Source organism: Martinezella paranaensis, assembly GCF_014200235.1.
Taxonomy (GTDB): Bacteria; Pseudomonadota; Alphaproteobacteria; order Rhizobiales; family Rhizobiaceae; genus Rhizobium; species Rhizobium paranaense.
Genome location: NZ_JACHBI010000012.1, coordinates 59,647 through 80,053, shown reverse-complemented (window position 1 = coordinate 80,053; position 20,407 = coordinate 59,647). Strand labels below are relative to the sequence as shown.

At 60.9% G+C, this 20,407-nt stretch carries 14 protein-coding genes and 1 pseudogene; 8 read left to right on the top strand and 7 right to left on the bottom strand.

Translation table 11 applies throughout. The features are described 5' to 3' along the window. Positions 1 to 92 precede the first annotated feature (92 nt). The gene (locus GGD50_RS24640; RefSeq protein ID WP_107108760.1) at positions 93 to 1,277 is read right to left on the bottom strand and encodes an NAD(P)/FAD-dependent oxidoreductase; all 1,185 of its coding nucleotides are present in this window, start codon (positions 1,275 to 1,277) and stop codon (positions 93 to 95) included. Between GGD50_RS24640 and mnmC2 the strand changes: the two genes are divergently transcribed. Beyond that, positions 1,276 to 2,004 (top strand): tRNA (5-methylaminomethyl-2-thiouridine)(34)-methyltransferase MnmC2, encoded by a 729-nt coding sequence (mnmC2, locus tag GGD50_RS24635; protein WP_107108761.1) that lies wholly within the window; start codon positions 1,276 to 1,278, stop codon positions 2,002 to 2,004. The genes GGD50_RS24640 and mnmC2 overlap by 2 nt on opposite strands. Positions 2,005 to 2,006: 2 nt before the next feature. Here mnmC2 and GGD50_RS24630 read toward each other — a convergent pair whose 3' ends face one another. Further along, positions 2,007 to 5,261 carry a response regulator gene (locus GGD50_RS24630; RefSeq protein WP_107108762.1) on the bottom strand — a complete coding sequence of 1,085 codons (3,255 nt, stop codon included), beginning with the start codon at positions 5,259 to 5,261 and terminating at the stop codon, positions 2,007 to 2,009. Positions 5,262 to 5,475: 214 nt separating this feature from the next. Here GGD50_RS24630 and GGD50_RS24625 point away from each other — a divergent pair, with 214 nt between their 5' ends. The 4 genes and pseudogenes from GGD50_RS24625 to GGD50_RS24610 all read left to right on the top strand — a co-directional run bounded on the left by GGD50_RS24625 (position 5,476) and on the right by GGD50_RS24610 (position 10,686). Beyond that, entirely contained in the window at positions 5,476 to 7,062 is a 1,587-nt protein-coding gene (locus tag GGD50_RS24625; protein WP_107108763.1) for a trimethylamine methyltransferase family protein, read from the top strand. A gap of 142 nt (positions 7,063 to 7,204) precedes the next feature. After that, a pseudogene (locus GGD50_RS24620) lies at positions 7,205 to 7,513 on the top strand (hypothetical protein). Positions 7,514 to 7,859: 346 nt separating this feature from the next. Further along, positions 7,860 to 9,521, top strand: a complete 1,662-nt coding sequence (locus GGD50_RS24615; RefSeq protein WP_107108764.1) for a DEAD/DEAH box helicase — start codon at positions 7,860 to 7,862, stop codon at positions 9,519 to 9,521. A 286-nt stretch (positions 9,522 to 9,807) separates the two neighbouring features. Then, positions 9,808 to 10,686 carry a DMT family transporter gene (locus GGD50_RS24610; RefSeq protein WP_107108765.1) on the top strand — a complete coding sequence of 293 codons (879 nt, stop codon included), beginning with the start codon at positions 9,808 to 9,810 and terminating at the stop codon, positions 10,684 to 10,686. 21 nt (positions 10,687 to 10,707) lie between these two features. Here GGD50_RS24610 and GGD50_RS24605 read toward each other — a convergent pair whose 3' ends face one another. Continuing rightward, positions 10,708 to 11,601 (bottom strand): DMT family transporter, encoded by an 894-nt coding sequence (locus GGD50_RS24605; RefSeq protein ID WP_107108766.1) that lies wholly within the window; start codon positions 11,599 to 11,601, stop codon positions 10,708 to 10,710. A 394-nt stretch (positions 11,602 to 11,995) separates the two neighbouring features. Here GGD50_RS24605 and GGD50_RS24600 point away from each other — a divergent pair, with 394 nt between their 5' ends. From GGD50_RS24600 to GGD50_RS24590, 3 genes are read left to right on the top strand one after another with little or no spacing between them, the layout of a single operon-like run. Beyond that, positions 11,996 to 13,405 carry a circularly permuted type 2 ATP-grasp protein gene (locus tag GGD50_RS24600; protein ID WP_107108767.1) on the top strand — a complete coding sequence of 470 codons (1,410 nt, stop codon included), beginning with the start codon at positions 11,996 to 11,998 and terminating at the stop codon, positions 13,403 to 13,405. Between the two features lie 7 nt (positions 13,406 to 13,412). Further along, complete coding sequence (locus tag GGD50_RS24595; RefSeq protein ID WP_107108768.1) at positions 13,413 to 14,354, top strand: alpha-E domain-containing protein; 942 nt, start codon at positions 13,413 to 13,415, stop codon at positions 14,352 to 14,354. Positions 14,355 to 14,366: 12 nt separating this feature from the next. Next, on the top strand, positions 14,367 to 15,191 hold the full coding sequence (locus tag GGD50_RS24590) for a transglutaminase family protein (protein ID WP_107108769.1): 825 nt from the start codon (positions 14,367 to 14,369) through the stop codon (positions 15,189 to 15,191). Between the two features lie 103 nt (positions 15,192 to 15,294). Here the strand turns inward: GGD50_RS24590 and GGD50_RS24585 are convergent, their stop codons facing one another. The 4 genes from GGD50_RS24585 to araD1 all read right to left on the bottom strand — a co-directional run bounded on the left by GGD50_RS24585 (position 15,295) and on the right by araD1 (position 20,360). After that, the gene (locus GGD50_RS24585; protein WP_107108770.1) at positions 15,295 to 15,771 is read right to left on the bottom strand and encodes a cupin domain-containing protein; all 477 of its coding nucleotides are present in this window, start codon (positions 15,769 to 15,771) and stop codon (positions 15,295 to 15,297) included. A gap of 281 nt (positions 15,772 to 16,052) precedes the next feature. Further along, on the bottom strand, positions 16,053 to 17,798 hold the full coding sequence (gene araD / locus GGD50_RS24580) for an L-arabinonate dehydratase (protein ID WP_107108771.1): 1,746 nt from the start codon (positions 17,796 to 17,798) through the stop codon (positions 16,053 to 16,055). A 62-nt stretch (positions 17,799 to 17,860) separates the two neighbouring features. Further along, positions 17,861 to 19,294, bottom strand: a complete 1,434-nt coding sequence (locus GGD50_RS24575; RefSeq protein ID WP_107108772.1) for an aldehyde dehydrogenase family protein — start codon at positions 19,292 to 19,294, stop codon at positions 17,861 to 17,863. A 67-nt stretch (positions 19,295 to 19,361) separates the two neighbouring features. Beyond that, positions 19,362 to 20,360 carry an AraD1 family protein gene (araD1, locus tag GGD50_RS24570; RefSeq protein WP_107108858.1) on the bottom strand — a complete coding sequence of 333 codons (999 nt, stop codon included), beginning with the start codon at positions 20,358 to 20,360 and terminating at the stop codon, positions 19,362 to 19,364. Between the last annotated feature and the right edge of the window lie 47 nt (positions 20,361 to 20,407).

The window sequence follows — 20,407 nt, the reverse complement described above, 5'->3', positions numbered from 1 at the left end:
CGAAAAGCCGGCCGACCGATCCAACCGGCAGCCGATGGGCAAGGAGATAGGTGATTTGCGTGACAGATTAACGACCTGAACGGCGTTTATATTCACGTTTTATGTGATGCTACCATAATGTGATGCGAAAGGGCGAAGCCTTCGGGCAGCTTGAAAGAACAGGGAATTTCCATGGCCTCCCGGATCGCTGCTTCGGCCAGGCGATGCGCAAGGCCGAAGCTGACCTTGAAGCCGCCGGTCAGCGCGATGAGCCGCGGATGGTCCGGATGCGCTCCCACCATGGGGTCCCGATCGATCGCCTTCGGCCGCAAGCCGGCCCAGCGTTCGACCACTTCGGCATCCGCCAGTTCCGGCGCCATTGTTCGCGCAGCGGTCAGCAGCTTATCCAACTGACCATCCGTCGATACCGGATCGTCGAAGCGGTTCTCGCTCGTGCTGCCGACTGCGACCAATCCGCCCTCATGCGGAACGATATAGAGCCCATCGCGGAAAATCACCGGCGAGCCGAGATCGACATCCGCTTTCAGCAGCGCCGCCTGACCCTTGACCGGCTGACCGAGTAAAGAATGACGTCCGGGCGTCAATCCATCCAATAGCGGAAAGGAGCGATGCCCGGAGGAGAGGATGCAACGGCTAAAGCAAATGGTGCCTTCGCGAGTCGTCGCGATACCGCGATCTGGATCGATACTTTGGATTTCCAGACCTTCGGCAAGCCGGACATGCTTCGCCCTATCAAGAAAGCCGGTAAGAACCCTTATGAAAGCTCGCGGCGCCACGCGGGCGGCGAGCGTGTCGAAGACGAATCCGCTGTCGCCGGCGGCCGGATCGATCCAGCCGTCTACCGGCGCAGCTTCGAGCACATGCCAATGAAATCGCCGCTCGCCATGATGCCAATGCGTTTCGGCATCCTGCGAGTGGCCCAAAGCGATCTTATGTAGATGCGGCTTCGGCAAAGGCATCAGCCGGCCGGAACGACGGTATCCGGCGGCAAGCCCGGTTTCCGCTTCCATCGCGGCAATCTCGTCCTCGAGAGAAACCAGCGCATCGAACTGGAACTGCTTCTTCTCAGACCACTTATCCGGCATATGCGGCATCAGCGCGCCCAGCAGGCCGCCGCTTGCCCCCTGCCCCAGCCGACCTGCGTCGACGAGCAGAGTCTCGATGCCCAGACGCTCCGCATGCACCGCCGCCCAAAGGCCCATGATGCCGCCGCCGACGATCAGCAGTTCGACGGATGATTGACCGGCAAGCCCCGGAGGATTATCGGCTCTTCCCATGACAGATCCAGTTTCCGATCAGACGCCCGCGGCAAACACTAATGCGGCAAGCCAAACGCTGGAATGGCGCGACGGCGATATGCCCTATTCGACCGCCTTTGGCGACCATTTTTATTGCCAGACCGATGGCCGGCTGGAATGCGGCCATGTCTTTCTCGCCGGCAACGGTCTGCCCGCGCGCTGGGATGAGCAACGGAGCTTCCTGATCGGCGAGCTTGGTTTCGGCACCGGCCTGAATTTCTGCGAGACCTGGCGGCAATGGCGCCAGCACCGCAAACAGGGTTCGCAACTTCACTTCATGTCCTTCGAGCTCTATCCGATGCGCGCCGCGGAGATCGACCGCGCGCTGTCGCACTGGCCGGAAATCGATGTCGAACGTCGGGCACTCGTCGCCGCCTGGCCGGAAGAACCGCGCGACATCGTCACGCTCGCCCTCGATGCTGAGACGCGCTTGAGCGTCGTCTGTGGCCCGGCGATCGACGGCGTGCGCCAAGCTGCAACAGGCTTCGACGCCTGGTACCTCGACGGCTTTGCCCCTTCCAGAAACGGCGATATGTGGTCGCCGGAGCTGATGCAGTTCCTCCATGACAAGACCGTCGCCGGCGGCACCTTCGCCACCTATGCCGCCGCCGGTTTCGTGCGTCGCAACCTGCAGGCGGCGGGCTTCACGGTCGAGCGGCGCAAAGGATTTGCGGGAAAACGCGAAATGCTCTGCGGCGTCAAATAAGTTTACCTGGTGGAACGCTCGGTCTGCAGCATGGCATCGCCGAGCCAGCGGCGGGCTTTGGTTTCCAGGAGTTCCGGGCTGATCGGCTTGGACATATAGTCGTCCATGCCCGCATCCAGACACATGTCGCGGTCGACATCGAGCGCATGCGCCGTGACACCGACGATCGGTACGTGCCAGCCCTGTCCCGCCTCCGTTTCCAGTTGCCGGATCATGCGCGTTGCCTGATGGCCGTTCATGATCGGCATGGAGACATCCATCATGATCAGCGATGGCCGAAGCCTTCGCCAAGCCTCCACGGCTTCCTGGCCGTTCGGGACCACGAGGAAACGCAGGCCCGTAACCTGCAGAATCTGCGTGAAGACGATCTGGTTGACCTCATTGTCCTCGGCAACGAGGATATCGATAGCGCTAACCGGCTTCGCCGCCACTTCGCGCTCGACGGCATCGATGGCGGCAACGGCCTCGGCCTCGATCGACTTCGAAGCGGCAGCGATTTCATCGCCGCTCATCCGCTGCCGGCGTGCCGTGCGCACGACATCGATGATGGTGTTACGCAGCACATTGGCGCGGGCTGGCTTCATCAGATGTGCTTGACCGTTCAGCGCCGCAAATTCCTTGTCGCTGCCGGCGACGTCCATGGATGTCAGGAAAATCAGCGACACCTTGTCGAAGCGAGAATCGGCGCGAATTGCACGCGCGACTTCATCGCCGTTCATGTCCGGCATGTGATAGTCGAGGATCACGGCATCGACCGGCACGCCCATGTCGAAAGCGGCATGGAGGATCGCGAGCCCCGTCTTGCCATCCTCGGCCGCGTAGCCGTCAAAACTCCATTGCTCCAACTGCTCGGTCAATATCCGGCGGTTGATCTCATTGTCGTCGACGACAAGAATACTCGCGCCCTTGACATTGACCGGCACCGGACGCGCTTCGTTGCGCATGGCCGCCGGTGGCATGGGCAGATGCACGGTGAAAACCGAACCCTTGCCCCACTCGCTCTCGACTTCGAGATAGCCGCCAAAGAGATCGACCAGCCCGGCAGTAATGGCAAGGCCAAGGCCTGTGCCTTCGTGGCGGCGCGTCGAAGAAGCGTCGACCTGCGAAAACTTCTCGAAAATGGAATCGAGCTTCTCGTCGGGAATACCAATGCCGGTGTCTTCGATACGCAACGTCAACATGATCTCGCCATTGTCGACCGGCCGGCTGTCCACCTCGACCAATACGTGGCCGCGCTCGGTGAATTTGACCGCATTGCCGACGAGGTTGGTGACGATCTGGCGGAAGCGGCCGGCGTCTCCCAGCACCATGGCCGGCACCTCGGGCGCGGTGCGCACCAGCAACTCGATGTCCTTGTCCGCCGCCGGCGAAGACAGCAGCGTCGCAACATCCTCCACCGCCTCGGCCGGATCGAAGGCAGCCTTGCGCAAGCGCATCTGCCCAGCATCGATCTTCGAGAAATCCAGAATATCGTTGATGATCGTCAACAGTGCATTGCCAGACTTGACGATGATGTCGACAAAGGTCTTCTGCCGGGCGTCGAGATCGGTCTTGGCGAGCAGCTCCGCCATGCCGAGAACACCGTTCATCGGCGTGCGGATTTCATGGCTCATGTTGGCGAGGAATTCGGACTTGGCACGGTCGGCGGCTTCGCTGCGCGAAAGCAGCAGTTGCAGCTCGGCCTCGCGTTCCTTCATCTCGGTGACATCGGTCAGCACCACGGTCCAACGGCGGCTTTCGCTCATCGTCGCTTCGAGCTGCATCCAGCGCTCGCCAGCGACCTGGAACACCGCCGAAACCGGCTTGCTCGCCGCCATGCTTCGGCTCCAGATACGCCGAACTGCCCCCGGATGGTGACCGAAATCGCCGCGCGCGGCGCAATGATGGAAGGCGGCGGACCAATGCTTACCGACCTCGAGATCGTCTGCCGGAATGCGCAGCATGTCCCGCACGGCATCGTTCGCCAGCATGATGATGCCGTCTTCGACGATGAGCAGTCCCTGCGACATGGCATGCGTCGCGTCCGTCATCAGCTCGCCGAGGCGTTCCAGCGCAAGACGCGCCTCGGTGATCTCACGGGCTTGCTGACGCACGGAGGAGATGTCCGCATAGGCGACCAGCATGCGGCCGTTCGAAATGCGGCGTGCATCCGCGATGACGGATTTGCCGTCGGCAAAGTTCATCTCAGTCTGGAAATGCGGTCCGGCATTGCGGAAGGATTCCAAACGCGCCTGATAAATATCGTCGATACTGCCGGCATCGGCATCGTATCGGCCAAGCTCAAAGTGCTTGGCGACAAGATCTCGATAAGACCGGCCTTCGAAGCGTTCGTCCTTCGGGAATTCCCAGATGTCGTAAAAGGCATCGTTGGTATATTCCACAACATAGTTGCCGTCGTGGATCATCACGCCGATCGGCATCGAGCGCAGGATGTTCTCCAAATCCTGATGCAATGTTTCGGCGTGCGCCTGCGCCTCGATCAACTCGGTCTCGCGCAGCTTCAACACCGAAATATCGGTCATGGACCCGACGGCATAGCGCTTGCCGTCAGAGGTGACGACGCGGTTGACGCGCGTCATGATCGGATGCGTCACATGCTCCCGATCGATCACCGTACCTTCGAATGCGAGTGCGCGCCCTTCGTTCAGCACCCGCTCGTTTTCCGCGAAGTAATCGTCGCCGCCGGTTTCGAACATTTCCTGTTCGGTCTTGCCCAGCACCTCGGCGCGGCTGAGCCCCGTGATGGCCGCATAGGCCTCGTTGGAATAGATCAGCCGATGGCTGGCATCGCGCACGAAGGCGGCAACCGGCAGGTCTTCGAGAATTGTGCGGTAAAGTCCGATCTCGTCGACGTCACCCGGGATATCGCCGCTTTCCCGATCAGAAGAGGCACGCGAAGGCACGGCCGGCGCGTCGAGGAACATGCCAAAGACATAAAGGCGGTCTTCAGACGGCGAAAAACTTTCGATCTGCACACGGGAACGTTCCCGCCCCGTCGGGTCGAAGCATAGCGCCATCTCTTCCGAGCCGAAGACCAGCGCCCGGCGCTCCTTGTCTTCGCGGTCGGCTTCCTCGCCGCTATCGAAGAGATCACGGCTGCGATTGCCGATGAAATCGCCGATGTCGCGGCGAAAAAAGCGCGCATAGGCTTCGTTGACGGCGACGTATCGCAGATCGCTGTTCTTGACATAGGCCGGCTGATCCAGATCTGCGATCCGGCGGCAGGCCATCTCCAGCAATTCACCGTCCGAGTTCAACGGGACCCCTCTTCTCACCGCTCGCTATAGTTTACTGAACCCAAGCTTTATCACAAATCGCTTTAACAAGCCGTTAACCATATTGCGAAGATGCAGAACGTCGCGTTCAGACCATTGACTATCCCAGAACGGACGTCCTTTGGTCGCAAACGACGGCAGCATTTGAGGTCGAACTCTGCCAAGAATCATATGAGCACAATGGTGGAGCGAGAGCATGAGCGACGATAGAAACACGGCCTTGCACGAGACTGACACTGCTGCCATTCCCGTCGAGCGCCGCCGCCGGGCCGGAGGTCGCGGGGCCGAGCGCAGCCGCAAGCCGAGTGGCACGAAATACCTCAACCTCGTCAACAATCTCGCCCGTACCGAACTTCTGTCGCCCGAGGCGCTCGACGATATCCACGAGGCGTCGCTGACCATTCTCGAAGAGATCGGCATGGACATCATCCTGCCGGAAGCGCGCGAGCGCATGAAGGCCGCCGGCGCCGATGTCACGCCGGGCAAGGAGCGCGTCCGCTTCGACCGCGGCATGATCACGGAGCTGATCGCCTCCGTCCCCTCGACCTTCACCTTGCACGCCCGCAACCCGCTCCGAAACGTTCAGATCGGCGGCAGGAACCTCGTCTTCGCCCAGGTCGCCTCGGCGCCTTTCGTCGCGGATCGCGAGGGCGGCAGACGCGCCGGGAATCAGGAGGACTTCCGCAAGTTGATCAAGCTTGCCCAATCCTACGACGTCATCCACCTGACCGGTGGCTATCCGGTCGAGCCTATCGATATTCACGCTTCGGTCCGCCATCTCGATTGCCTCTCCGATATCGTGAAGCTGACCGACAAGGCATTTCATTGCTATTCGCTCGGCAAACAGCGCAATCTCGATGCCATCGAGATCGCCCGCATCGGCCGCGGCATCAGCATGGAGCAGATGGAGCGGGAGCCGTCGCTCTTCACCGTCATCAATTCCTCCTCCCCGCTGCGCCTCGACGGACCGATGCTGCAGGGCATCATCGAGATGTCGTCGCGGGGTCAGGTCGTCATCGTTACGCCTTTCACGCTGGCGGGTGCCATGGCGCCGGTGACCATCGCTGGCGCGCTGGTGCAGCAGAATGCCGAGGCGCTCTGCGGCATTGCCTTCACGCAGATAGTGCGCAAGGGCGCGCCGGTCATGTATGGCGGCTTCACCTCGAACGTCGACATGAAAACGGGAGCCCCCGCCTTCGGCACGCCGGAATATATGAAGGCCGTGATTGCCGGCGGCCAGCTCGCCCGCCGCTATGGCATCCCCTACCGCACCTCCAACACCAATGCCTCCAATACGCTGGACGCCCAGGCAGCCTATGAATCGGCGCTGTCGCTCTGGGCGCTGACCCAAGGTGGCGGCAATTTCGTGCTGCATGCGGCCGGCTGGAGCGAGGGCGGCCTCACTGCCTCCTTCGAGAAATTCATTCTCGATGTCGACATGCTGCAGATGGTCGCCGAATTCCTGACACCGCTGGATGTCAGTAGCGAAGCGCTGGCGCTTGATGCCGTGCGCGATGTCGGCCCCGGCGGCCACTATTTCGGTACGGCGCACACACTCGCCCGTTACGAAACGGCCTTCTATTCGCCGATCCTGTCGGACTGGCGCAATCACGAGACCTGGACGGAAGCCGGCCGGCCAACGACCTATGATCACGCCAACCGCATTTTCAAGGAAACGCTCGCCCATTACGAACATCCGCCGCTCGACCCGGCGATTGAGGAAGAGCTGGACGCCTTTGTCGCCAAGCGCAAGAAGGAAGGCGGAGTCCCCACCGATTTCTAGTTGAAAATCAAAGGCTTTCACCTAGCTATCGTGAACAAAATTTAATGTCGAGACCCTCTTTTTAGCCGCGACTTCGCCCGCTTTCCTCCGCACCTTCAAGCTCGGCGTCGGCTGGGAGCTGTGTTTTGGGAAAGGGATTTCGATGTCTTTGCTTCGCACTTTAACGACGGACGGTTTGATCGCGCTGACGCTTGGCAGCGCCGCCGCCGTAACCACAACGACTGCCGGCGCCTCCGAGCGCGGCGCCTTCTTCGGCGGTCTTGCCGCCGGTGTCGTCGGCGGCGCCCTGGCTGCCGAAGCCGTGTGACCGGCCTACCCGGTCTATCCGGCTTATTATCCTGCCTATCGAACCTATTACGCTCCGGCCTATGTACGCGCCTATCCCGACTGCTACTGGGCATGGCGTCACGATGGTTGGGGTTGGCCCTACCGCGTCGAGGTCTGCCGCTAAGCCTATAAAGATCGGCCGCGACGCCGCCGGATTTCCGGCGGCACTTTCGCCGACCTTCCGAAAAGCTTTTGGCTTCACCTCTTGACTTCGGCGGCGAATAAGACCAAATGCGCGTCAGCTTTCACCTTCCGGCCGCCGCGTGAGCGTGCCCTGCGGGACTAAACGTACGCAAGAGAGGGACAAAAGCGCTTTTGAAATGAGACCGCACCCAAGGCGGTCGGATGCGCTGGAAAGCTTTTTCCAACTTACAAGTTCCCACTTCACGCGGGGTTCTTGACGCCAGAGACAGACCGGACCGCATGGTGCGACCCGGCCTATTCGCTTTGGCGCCCCGAAAGGTATTGAATTGACCGATTTTCACTCGCTTGGTCTCTCCAAGCAGATCGTTGACACGCTGTCGCAGAACAACTTCGCGACGCCGACGCCCATCCAGGCACAGGCTATCCCGCTTGTTCTCCAGGGCCGCGATCTCATCGGCCTCGCCCAGACAGGCACCGGCAAAACGGCCGCTTTCGGCCTGCCGATCATCGAAATGCTGCTGAAGGATGCCAAGCGTCCCGACAACCGCACCGTCCGCACGCTGATCCTCGCCCCCACCCGCGAACTGGTGAACCAGATCGCCGACAATCTTAAGCTGTTCGTCCGCAAGACGCCGCTGAGGATCAATGTCGTGGTCGGCGGCGCCTCGATCAACAAGCAGCAGCTTCAGCTTGAGCGCGGCACCGACATCCTCGTCGCAACCCCCGGCCGCCTGCTCGACCTCATCAACCGCCGCGCCCTGTCGCTCGGCCATGTCAGCTATCTCGTCCTCGACGAAGCCGACCAGATGCTCGACCTCGGCTTCATCCATGATCTCCGCAAGATCGCCAAGCTCGTCCCGGCCAAGCGCCAGACCCTGCTGTTTTCGGCCACCATGCCGAAGGCGATTGCCGATCTCGCTTCCGACTATCTGACCAATCCGCTGAAGGTCGAAGTCTCGCCTCCCGGCAAAGCTGCCGACAAGGTGGAGCAATATGTCCACTTCGTTGCCGGTCAGAACCACAAGACCGAGATCCTCAAGGAAACGATTTCAGCCAATCCGGATGGCCGCGCCATCGTGTTCCTGCGTACCAAGCACGGCGCCGAGAAGCTCATGAAGCATCTCGACCATGTTGGCTTTGCTGTCGCTTCCATTCACGGCAACAAGAGCCAGGGCCAGCGCGAGCGTGCGCTCAAGGGTTTCCGTGACGGTGAAGTCCGCGTTCTCGTCGCAACCGACGTCGCCGCCCGCGGCATCGATATTCCCGGCGTTTCGCATGTCTACAATTACGACCTGCCGGAAGTGCCGGATGCTTACGTTCACCGCATCGGCCGTACCGCGCGCGCCGGTCGCGACGGCATCGCCATCGCCTTCTGCTCTCCCGATGAAATCCGTCTGCTGCGCGACATCGAGCGCCTGATGGGCATCGAAATCGCCGTTGCCAGCGGCGAAGCTCCTGCCGATCGCGCCCGTCCGGCCCGCGGCAACAACCGAGGTGGCGGTCGTGGCGGCCAAGGTCAAGGCCGTGGCGCAGGCCAGGGTCGCTCCGAAGGTCGTCCGGCTCGCCCGGCTCGTCGTCCCTTCTTCGACAAAGAAAATGGCGAAGCCCGAGGCCAGACCGGCGAGCGCCAGGAGCGTCGTCCGCGCGAAGATCGTCCGCAGCGCGAAAACCATCGCAATGCCGATTTCCGCGGCCAGCGCCGCGACGAGCGGACACCGCGACCGGAAGCAGACAACGATCTCGTTTCGACGTCCGACTTCCGCCCGGCCAAGAAGCCGCATCACAACGGCCCGGCAAACGCTAACGGCGCCGCCCACGAAGCTGGCGCCCATCGCGGCCCCCGCCACGCCCATGGCCGCCCCTCGGGTCGCCACAATGAGGAGCGCGGCCACGGTCACGCCCACGGCGAACACCGCGAAGGCGGCAACGGCGGCATGAAGCGCCGCGGGCCGCGCAACGGCAACGGCCAGCGCCGCGAACGCGCTTGATCGAATGAAGAAAGGGGGCGAACAGCCCCCTTTTTTGTGAGTATTCCATAAGCGTTGGATTTCTTCCGACCATCCAAACGCTCGCCCTTTTTGGAGTGCCACCCAAGCAAACGGCAGCGATTTCGAAATCGCGTGGTTCTGCTGAAAATCTCGTTTCCAATGGCCTAGAACATTTGGATGTCTGTTCCGCCTCAATCGGGTCCCGTGCGAGTAGGATATTCGGGCATTCGCAGAATTCCCAACGTTGTAAGGCGAGACGTTGCGTGCGGCAGGATCAACACGGCCGATGTCTGCAAGCGACTGGGGGCAGCTCCTGCTTCTCGGCGGTCTTTGGGGCGGCTCGTTTTTCTTCGCCCGTATCGCCGTAGCCGAAATCCCGCCGCTGGCGCTTGTCCTCTACCGCGTCTCGATCGCCGCGCTTGTTCTGCACCTGTGGCTGCGAATACGCGGCATTTCGTTCTCTCCCGCCTTGGCCAGACCTGCCTCATTCCTGTGCCTGGCCATGCTCAATAACGTCATCCCATTTTCCCTGATCTTTACCGGGCAAACGAAAATCGGCGCGGGTCTCGCCTCCGTGCTCTATGCGACGACGCCTCTCTGGACGATCCTGGTGGCAAATCTGCTGACGGCAGACGAGAAGCTCTCGACCACAAAACTCGCGGGCGTGGGGCTTGGGATCGCTGGAGCGGCCGTCATGATCGGCCCCGGCCTTCTCTCCGATTTCGGCAGCCCGACTTGGGCGAAACTCGCCGTCGTCGGGGCAGCGATTTCCTATGCGTTTGCTGTCGTCTACGCCAAGCGATTCAAGGATTTAAAACCATCCGTCGTTGCAGCCGGCCAGCTCACCGCCTCCACCGTTCTGATGGTGCCGATTGTCCTTCTCGTCTACAGACCCCAGGATATCGTCACCTCAAGCCTTTCCATCTGGATGGCCATCGGTGTTCTTGCAGTCTTCACAACCGCATTCGCTTACATTCTCTATTTCAACATCATCGCCTCGGCAGGAGCGACTAACGCCTCCCTCGTGACGCTGCTGGTGCCCGCCAGCGCGATCATGCTGGGCACAGCCTTTTTAGGCGAGCGGCTTGAGCCTTATGAATTCGCCGGATTGGCGTTGATCATTTCCAGCCTGATTGTCGTGGACGGCAGATTATTTCGCCGCTGACGGGCGGATAACCGCCTGCCCCTACTCCGGAACCACGTCCGCCGTGCGTCGATTGGTAAGATAGACGCCGATCACCACGATCAGCGTGCCGATGATGATCGGCGGTGTCAGCGGTTCGCCGAAGACGATGGCCGCTTCGATGGCGACCGCGGGCGGCATCAGGTAGATCAGCGACGCAGCGCGCGATACCTGACCACGGCGAATGAGGTAGAGCAGCAGGCCGACCGCACCCATCGACAGGCCGAAGACCGACCAAGCGAGGGCAAAAAATGCTTCGTGCGTGCCGTCGAAGTGCAGATTCTCGAATATCAGCGCCAAAGGCGCGGTGACGATGAGAGCACCGACATATTGCAGCGTCGCGATGGTTCGGAGATCGCCGGTCTGCAGATGACGCTTTTGATAAAGCGTGCCGTACGTCACCGAGACCATCGACAACAGATTGACGCCGAGCGGGATCGCCGATTGCCAGAGATTGGCGGTATCCGATGCCAAAAGCTTCGGCGAGATGGCAATCGCTATGCCGACGAAGCCGAGCAGCAAGCCAAGCCGCTGCGCCGGCTTCAGGCGCTCGCCGACCAGATAGGGCGCGGCCATCGCCGTCATCAGCGGCTGCAGCGCCGCGATGATGCCCGAAATGCCCGCTGGCACGCCGCTGGCGATCGCCCACCAAAGACCGCCGAGATAAAACCCATGCAGAAAGATGCCGGAATAAATGGCGCGGAAGACGCTGGACCAATCACGCGGCCATCTCGCGCCGGTGAAAGCGCAAAACAGGACGAAAGCGAGCGCGGACAGGCTGTACCGGATCAGGAGAAAGGTAAACGGACCCGAGTGCATCGTCGCATATTTCGCAACGATCCAGCCTGTAGACCAAAGAAAGACGAAGATCGCCGGCGCGAATGTGTCGAGGGACATGGGGCTCTGACTGAAATTGATGTGGCAGGCTCGGTCCGGGCCTGAATTGAAACCGGGACGTCGCGTGCACAGGGGCAACCGCTGATAACCGAAGACGGCCAAAGCGTCAAAATCGAACCGCTGAAACCAATCATCAATTTTTCTTCATGTCCGCTTCCCGACCGTTGGCCTGAGGACTCGGCACACCACCATGCGCCGACGACAAAATAAGCACACGCTCAGATTTTGATCGCGGCGCCGCGGTAGTAAACTTTCATTTACGGATACGTCGGCTCAAAAAGCCCGGAATTCCGCCATTTTCGGCGGTTTCGAAATTCGTGCGCGCAAATGCGCATACTTCTTGCATTGTCAAAATTGTTGTATTCAAATGGGAAAAAACACGGGGACCGCGCCTTTGGCATTTGATGAAATGATTACTGCGGACGAAAATCCGCGCGCACCTTACGAAAAATATTTCGAGTGGTACTCAGGCCAGGACAGAGGCCACCTCATTGCCAAATCCCGCGATGCGGAAAACATCTTCCGAAAGACGGGCATTACCTTCGCAGTCTACGGGCACGCGGACTCCGCCGAAAAGCTCATCCCCTTCGACATCATCCCCCGCATCATTTCCGGCCGAGAATGGCGCAAGCTCGCCCAAGGCATCGAACAGCGCGTCATCGCGCTCAACGCTTTTCTCGACGATATCTACCACAAACAGGAAATCATTCGTGCCGGTCGCGTCCCGCGCGAGCTGATCGAGAGGAACGACGCTTTCCTGCCGGAAATGATCGGCTTCCGCCCGCCGGGTGGCGTCTACACCCACATCGTCGGCACCGATATCGTGCGCACCGGCGAGGATCAGTTCTACGTGCTGGAAGACAATGCCCGCACGCCCTCCGGCGTCAGCTACATGCTGGAAAACCGGGAAACGATGATGCAGATGTTCCCGGAACTGTTTCATCAGAACAAGGTGCAGCGCGTCGAGGACTATCCGCTGTTGCTGCGCCAGAGCCTCGCCTCGCTCGCTCCCCGCGGCTGCAACGGCAAGCCGCGCGTCGCCGTTCTGACCCCCGGCATCTACAATTCCGCCTATTACGAGCATTCCTTCCTTGCCGACATGATGGGCGTGGAGCTGGTCGAAGGCTCGGATCTGCGTGTCATCGACGGCAAGGTGAAGATGCGCACCACGCGCGGCTATGAGGCGATCGACGTTCTCTATCGCCGCGTCGACGACGACTTCCTCGACCCCCTCACCTTCCGTGCGGATTCGGCCCTCGGCATCCCCGGCATCATGGATGTCTATCGCGCCGGCCACATCACCATCGCCAATGCGCCCGGCACCGGCATCTCCGACGACAAGGCGATCTATTCCTACATGCCCGAGATCGTCGAATTCTACACCGGCCGCAAGCCGATCCTCGAAAACGTGCCGACCTGGCGCTGTTCCGAGCCGGCCAGCCTGAAATACGTACTCGAGAACCTGGCCGACCTCGTCGTCAAGGAAGTGCATGGTTCGGGCGGCTACGGCATGCTCGTCGGCCCGACCGCCTCGAAGAAAGAGCGGACGGAATTTGCCGAGAAGCTGAAGGCCAAGCCGAACAATTATATCGCCCAGCCGACCCTTTCGCTGTCGACCGTGCCTATCCTGGTCAACAAAGGCATCGCTCCCCGCCATGTCGACCTGCGCCCCTATGTCCTCGTTTCCGACAAGGTGCAGATCATTCCAGGCGGCTTGACCCGCGTGGCACTGAAGGAAGGGTCGCTGGTGGTCAATTCCAGCCAGGGCGGCGGCACCAAAGATACCTGGGTTCTGGAGGACTGAGACGGACATGCTTGGAAGAACCGCGAATGGCCTCTACTGGATGTTCCGTTACATCGAGCGCGCCGAAAACATAGCCCGTCTGGTCGATGCCGGCCAACGCATGTCGCTGACCCGCAGCGGTGCGGTGGAAGACGATTGGGATGGTGTATTGCAGAGCGCCGGCGTGCGTGAAGCCTATAACGAAGTGCACAGCAAGCTGACTGGCGCGGACGCGATCGATTACCTGATACGCGACCGCTCCAATCCGTCGAGTGTGATGTCCTGCATCGATTATGGCCGCAACAATGCCCGCATGGTCCGCACGGCGCTGACCCGCGACACCTGGGAAGCCACCAACGAATGCTGGATCGAGCTGAAGACATTGCTCGCCAAGCGCCTGAAGACCGCCGAAGTGCCGGAGATGATCGAGGTCATCAAGCGCCGCGCCGGATTGATCCGTGGCGCATTTCACGGCTCGATGCTACGCAACGAACTTTACAACTTCGCCCGCATCGGCACCTTCATCGAACGCGCTGACAACACGGCGCGCATTCTCGACGTGAAATACTACGTGCTGCTGCCGTCGATCTCGCATGTCGGCTCGTCGCTCGACAATGCGCAATGGGAATCGATCCTGCGCTCGGTCTCCGCCCATCGCGCCTATAAATGGGCGTATGATCCGGAGTACAAGCCGGCCAACATTGCCGACTTCCTGATCCTCAATGGCCAGATGCCGCGCTCGCTCGCCTATTGCTACGAAAAGATCGTCAGCAATATCGGCTATCTCGGGACCGAATACGATCAGCGGCTCCCCGCGCACGACACCGCCGATGCCATCCGCAAGATGCTGCAGACGCTCACGGTCAAAAGCATCATGGATCAGGGATTGCATGAGTTCCTGGAGGATTTCGTTTCGCGCAACAATAAGCTCAGCGCGGAAATCTCCGACGGCTACCGGTTCTATCAGTAAGCGGATCACACTATGAGACTGACGATCAGCCATACCACCGAATACCGCTACGACGAACCGGCGCAGTTTTCATTGCAGCGCCTGAGGCTCACGCCGCTCACCGGTCCCGGCCAGACCGTCCTCGATTGGAAGCTGACGGTCGAGGGCGCCCATCCGGAAGTGGAATATGAGGACCAGTTCGCCAATCGCGTGACGCTTGTTTCGCTCGACGGCGCACAGGACGCAACCCGGATCGTTGCCACCGGCGTGATCGAAACGCAGGACCTGAATGGCGTGACCGGCCAGCATACCGGCTTCAGCCCGCTCTGGCTCTTCCTGCGGGAAACGTCGCGCACCAAGGCCGGCAAGCTGGTGAAGGAGCTGTTGCGCGGCCTTTCCGGCGACAACGAACTCGGCAAGATGCATGCGCTGATGGGCGCAATCCACCAGACGGTGGAATACAAGCCCGGCACCAGCGATACGGAAACCACCGCAGAACAGGCGCTGGAAAAGAAGAGCGGCGTTTGCCAGGACCATGCCCACATCTTCATTGCCGGCGCCCGCGCGCTGCGCATACCGGCCCGCTATGTCTCAGGCTATCTCCTGATGGAAAGCAAGGCCGAGCAGGCCGCGACGCATGCCTGGGCTGAAGCGCATATTCCGGGTCTTGGCTGGGTGGGTTTCGATCCGGCCAACGATGTCTGCCCCGATGCGCGCTACGTTCGCATCGCGACCGGCCTCTGCTATCGCGACGCTGCCCCGGTCTCCGGCATGCGCCTCGGCACACCGGGCGAAAGCCTTTCTGTCAAGGTGACGGTGGAGAACCAGGGACAAAGCCAGAGTCAGAGCCAAAGCTGAGTTCAGAGCAGTTCATCGCTTCACGGAATCGCTGAACTGCTCTATCTCTTTGTTTTCACGCAATTCCGGACGGAAAACCGCTGCGCACTTTTCCTGGAATTGCCTAGTGCGCCTCGCCATCGGGCAACAGGAATTCCAACCCGTTGCGCCGCCCGATCTCAACCACACGCGGCATATCCTGAGGGTGCCCACCCGGCGGTGGCAGGTCGCGCGTGCCCACCGGCATCGCCTCGCCTGCTTCGGTAAAGAAGCCATCGTGAACGCGGCCGGGCGAATTGATGATCAGCAGCCGGCCCGGCGTCGAACCGATATTGCGGAACGCATGAATGGCGCCTGTCGGTATCTTGACGAAACTACCGGCCTGCGCCTGGACGGTCTCACCATCGACCATGAATTCGAACAGGCCCTCGAGGATATAAAACGCCTGGTCATCATCGGGATGCCTGTTCGGCGGCGCCCCCGCCCCTGGCGCCGTCAAAGTCTCGATGAGGCAATAGGCCCCGCCTGTGTCGGCGCTGTGAGCATGAAAACAAAAAAGATTGCCAAAGAGATAGTAGGTATCGGCCTGCAAGGCTGACATAGCGATCCCCCGGATGCCAGATTAAGAATGCAATCCGGAAGGAACTATATCATGAACTGCTGATCAAAGCAGCGCGGCCGGAAACAGGCACCGACATACGCCGCACACTTAGAGCGGTTCAGCGTTTCACGGAATCGCTTTCCCGCTCTATCCCTTTGGTTTGACGCATTCCGGACGGAAAACTGCTTCGCACTTTTCCTGGAATTGCTCCAGCGAACGGCCGCAACATACGAAAAGGGCGGAACTTTCGTCCCGCCCCTTTCCAATTCCAGTCGCCAAACTTAGTGGCTGTCGCGATTGTTCGGGATTTCCGAGCCGCGTGGGCCGACGAGGAAGTCGAGGTCAGCGCCGGTATCGGCCTGCATGACCGACTTCACATAGAGGCCGCCGTAACCGCCGGTAAGCGGCTTGACCGGGGAAACCCAGGCGGCGCGGCGCTTTGCCAATTCCTCATCCGACACTTCGAGCTGGATGGTGCGGGCAGGAACGTCGACGGCGATGATGTCGCCGTTCTGAACCAGTGCCAGCGGTCCGCCATCGGCAGCTTCCGGAGCCGTATGCAGGATAACGGTGCCGTAGGCCGTACCGGACATGCGCGCATCGGAAATGCGGATCATGTCGGTGATGCCCTTCTTCAGCACCTTCGGCGGAAGACCCATGTTGCCGACTTCGGCCATGCCCGGATAACCCTTCGGGCCGCAGTATTTCAGCACCATGACGCAGTTCTCGTCGATGTCGAGATCCTCGCGGTTGATGCGGGCGTGATAGTCCTCGATGCTTTCGAAGACGACGGCGCGGCCTTTATGCTGCATCAGATGCGGAGAAGCGGCCGACGGCTTCAAGACAGCACCCTTCGGAGCGAGGTTACCGCGCAGAACCGCGATACCGCCCGACTGCGTCAGCGCCTTTTCGCGCGGCACGATGACGTCGTCATTGTAGTTGACGACATCCTTGACGCCGGCCCAGATCGTGTCGCCGGTCACCGTGATGGCGTCCTTATGCAGCAGGCCCATTTCGCCGACTGCCTTGATGACGACGGGCAGGCCGCCGGCATAGTAGAACTCTTCCATCAGGTGCTTGCCCGACGGCTGCAGGTTGACGATCGTCGGCACTTCGCGGCCAAGGCGGTCCCAATCGTCCAGCGACAGATCGACGCCGACGCGGCCGGCAAGCGCTAGCAGGTGCAGAACGGCATTGGTCGAGCCGCCGACGGCGCCATTGACGCGGATGGCGTTTTCGAACGCTTCCTTGGTCAGAATGTCGGACGGCTTCAGATCTTCCTTGACCATGTCGACGATACGGCGGCCGGAAAGCTGCGAGATGACGCGGCGGCGCGCATCGACAGCCGGGATAGCCGCATTGCCGGGCAGCGTCATGCCGAGTGCTTCGGCCATCGACGCCATGGTCGAGGCTGTACCCATGGTCATACAGCTACCGGCCGAGCGAGCCATGCCCTGCTCTGCATCCATGAATTCATCCAGCGACATCTCGCCGGATTTCACCATTTCCGAGAACTGCCAGATTGCCGTGCCGGAGCCGACATCCTTGCCGCGCCACTTGCCGTTCAGCATCGGGCCGCCGGAAACGAGGATGACCGGGATGTCGACCGAAGCCGCACCCATCAGCAGGCTCGGCGTGGTCTTGTCGCAGCCGCCGAGCAGCACGACGCCGTCAACCGGATTGCCGCGGATCGCTTCTTCAACGTCCATAGCCGCCAGGTTGCGGAACATCATCGCCGTCGGGCGCAGCGTGCTTTCGCCAACAGAGAAGACCGGGAATTCGACCGGGAAACCACCCGCTTCGTAGACGCCGCGCTTCACGCGCTCCGCAAGATCACGCAGGTGCGCGTTGCAGGGCGTCAGCTCCGACCAGGTATTACAGATGCCAATGATCGGCCGGCCGTCGAAGGTGTCGGCCGGAAGGCCCTGGTTCTTCATCCAGGAGCGATGCATGATCGCGTTCTTGCCGGTGCCGCCGAACCAGTCATAGGAACGCAGCTTGCGCGGCCATTCAGCTTTCTTTTTCATGTCTCAGTACCTTTTGCGTCGCCCAGGCCGCCTCGTTCGCGCCTGGGCTTTGAAATCGATGGTCAGGCCAGCGTGTACGCGGTCTTGACGGTGGTGAAGAACTCGGCGGCATATTTGCCCTGCTCGCGCGGACCGAAGGACGAACCCTTGCGGCCGCCGAAAGGCACATGGAAATCGACGCCGGCCGTCGGCAGGTTGACCATCACCATGCCGGCTTCGGCATTGCGCTTGAAATGCATCGCGTGCTTCAGGCTGGTCGTGGCAATGCCGGAAGACAGGCCGAATGGCGTGTCGTTGGCCGTTGCCAGCGCCTCTTCGTAATCCTTCACCCGGATGACCGAGGCGACCGGCCCGAAGATCTCTTCGCGGCTGATACGCATCTGGTTCGTCGCTTCGGTGAACAGCGTCGGCTGCAGGTAGAAGCCGGGCGTGTCGCGGCTGACGAGTCCGCCGCCGAAGGCGAGCTTGGCGCCCTCCTGTTTGCCGATCTCGATATAGTCGGTATCCGTCTTCAACTGCTTGGCGTCGACGACCGGACCGATATGGGTGCCGGACTTCAGCGCGTTGTCGACATTCAGCGTCTTCAGCTTCTCCGTCAGCGCCGCCACGAACCTGTCGTGGATGCCTTCGGTGACGATCAGGCGTGACGAGGCCGTGCAGCGCTGGCCGGTCGAGAAGAAGGCGGAATTGGCAGCGGCCTCGACGGCAACGGTCAGATCGGCATCGTCAAGCACGACCATCGGGTTCTTGCCGCCCATTTCGAGCTGGTACTTGCGGCCATGCTCGACGGAGGAAAGTGCGACGCGCTTGCCAGTGCCGACCGAGCCGGTGAAGGTGATGCCGGAAAGAACCGGGCTGTCGAGCATTGCCTGACCGACGACCGAGCCCTTGCCCATGACGAGGTTCAACACGCCCTTCGGCAGGCCGGCGCGATGGAGAATATCGACGATCGCCCAAGAACAGCCGGGTACGAGATCGGCCGGCTTGAAGACGACAGTATTGCCGTAGCAGAGCGCCGGCGCGATCTTCCAGGCGGGAATGGCGATCGGGAAGTTCCAGGGCGTAATCACGCCGATGACGCCGAGCGGCTCGCGCGTGATTTCGACCCCGATGTTCGGGCGCACCGAAGGAACGACTTCGCCCGCCAGCCGCAGGGCTTCGCCGGCGAAGAATTCGAAGATCTGCGCGGCACGGATCGTCTCGCCGATCGCCTCGGGCAGCGTCTTGCCTTCTTCGCGGGCAAGCAGCGCACCGAGTTCATCCTTGCGCGCCAGGATTTCCTCGCCCGCCTTCTTCAGGATCGTGTGGCGCTCGAGAATGCCGGAACGCGACCACGCCGGAAAGGCTGCCTTGGCCGCGGCAATGGCGTCGGCAACGTCCTGTACGCTGGCGCTGGCATAGAGGCCGACAACTTCGTTGGTATCGGACGGATTGATATTCTCGGCGCCGGTCGTACCGGTCCATTCGCCGGCGATCAGATTCTGATGAATGGTCATGGCTTCATGCCTTCCTGGGTCTTCTTGGAGACGACCGGCCACTTAAGGAGTAGCCGGCCTCGATACACTAGAGCTGGCGAATGGCCACTTTCTCTTCGGCGGCAATAGCAAGTCGATTGCGCAGCGGCAGGCCGAAGTCGGCCACTTCGATTTCGAAGACATCGCCGGCTTCCGGCTTGATGCCTTCCGCGAAGGAGAGCGTCGCTGTGCCGAACATATGGACGTGGATGTCGCCGGGAATGCGGAACAGGCCGTACTTGAAATGATGGTATTCGAGATTGGCGAAAGTATGCGACATGTTCGCCTCGCCCGAGAGGAAGGGCTTTTCGAAGATCACCTTGTCGCCGCGCTTGATGCGCGAAGTGCCCCGGATATCTTCCGGTGCGGCGCCGATACGGATTTCCGGGCCGAAGCTTGCCGGGCGCAGCTTGGAATGGGCGAGATAGAGATAGTTGATCCGCTCGGTGACGTGATCGGAAAATTCGTTCGAGAGCGCGAAACCGATGCGGAACGGCGAGCCATCCTTGGCGATGACGTAAATGCCCGCCATCTCCGGCTCTTCGCCGCCATCAAGCGCGAAAGACGGTGACACGAGCGCCGCGCCGGGTGCCGTCGCACCAAAGCCGTTGCCCTTGTAGAACCATTCCGGCTGCACGCCCTTCTCGCCGTCCTTCGGCTTGCCGCCTTCGAGGCCCATCTTGAACATCTTCATCGAGTCAGTCAGCGTCTCTTCAGCAGCCTCCGTCGTCTTCTTGTGCATGGAATCGCGGGTTGCAGCGGAGCCGAGATGGGTCAGACCGGTACCGGTCAGATGCATGTGTGCGGCATCGGGATGGGTGATCGGCGGCAGGAAACGACCTTCGGCATATGCTTTTTCCAGATCGATCTCTTCGCCAAGCCCATGTGCCTCAATGACCGCGACGAGAGATTTGTCGTTGTCGGCGGCTTCCATGGCCAAGGCGTAGACGCTGCCGGCATTCAGAACAGCCTTAGCGGGGGTGCCCGGCCCATTGCGCACGGCGACGACGATGCCACCGTTCGAACCCTTGATCTGGGAAATGAGCATGTTTTTCATCCTTTTCTAACGGACAGAGATCGGATGCAGTTTCCCGC

What these genes read in the sequence shown, in the direction of transcription:
- GGD50_RS24640 (WP_107108760.1), bottom strand. Translation starts at nt 1,277, where the DNA reads ATGGGAAGAGCCGATAATCCTCCGGGGCTTGCCGGTCAATCATCCGTC.
- araD (WP_107108771.1), bottom strand. Translation starts at nt 17,798, where the DNA reads ATGAAAAAGAAAGCTGAATGGCCGCGCAAGCTGCGTTCCTATGACTGG.
- GGD50_RS24625 (WP_107108763.1), top strand. Translation starts at nt 5,476, where the DNA reads ATGAGCGACGATAGAAACACGGCCTTGCACGAGACTGACACTGCTGCC.
- GGD50_RS24610 (WP_107108765.1), top strand. Translation starts at nt 9,808, where the DNA reads ATGTCTGCAAGCGACTGGGGGCAGCTCCTGCTTCTCGGCGGTCTTTGG.
- GGD50_RS24575 (WP_107108772.1), bottom strand. Translation starts at nt 19,294, where the DNA reads ATGACCATTCATCAGAATCTGATCGCCGGCGAATGGACCGGTACGACC.
- araD1 (WP_107108858.1), bottom strand. Translation starts at nt 20,360, where the DNA reads ATGCTCATTTCCCAGATCAAGGGTTCGAACGGTGGCATCGTCGTCGCC.
- GGD50_RS24605 (WP_107108766.1), bottom strand. Translation starts at nt 11,601, where the DNA reads ATGTCCCTCGACACATTCGCGCCGGCGATCTTCGTCTTTCTTTGGTCT.
- GGD50_RS24585 (WP_107108770.1), bottom strand. Translation starts at nt 15,771, where the DNA reads ATGTCAGCCTTGCAGGCCGATACCTACTATCTCTTTGGCAATCTTTTT.
- mnmC2 (WP_107108761.1), top strand. Translation starts at nt 1,276, where the DNA reads ATGACAGATCCAGTTTCCGATCAGACGCCCGCGGCAAACACTAATGCG.
- GGD50_RS24590 (WP_107108769.1), top strand. Translation starts at nt 14,367, where the DNA reads ATGAGACTGACGATCAGCCATACCACCGAATACCGCTACGACGAACCG.
- GGD50_RS24595 (WP_107108768.1), top strand. Translation starts at nt 13,413, where the DNA reads ATGCTTGGAAGAACCGCGAATGGCCTCTACTGGATGTTCCGTTACATC.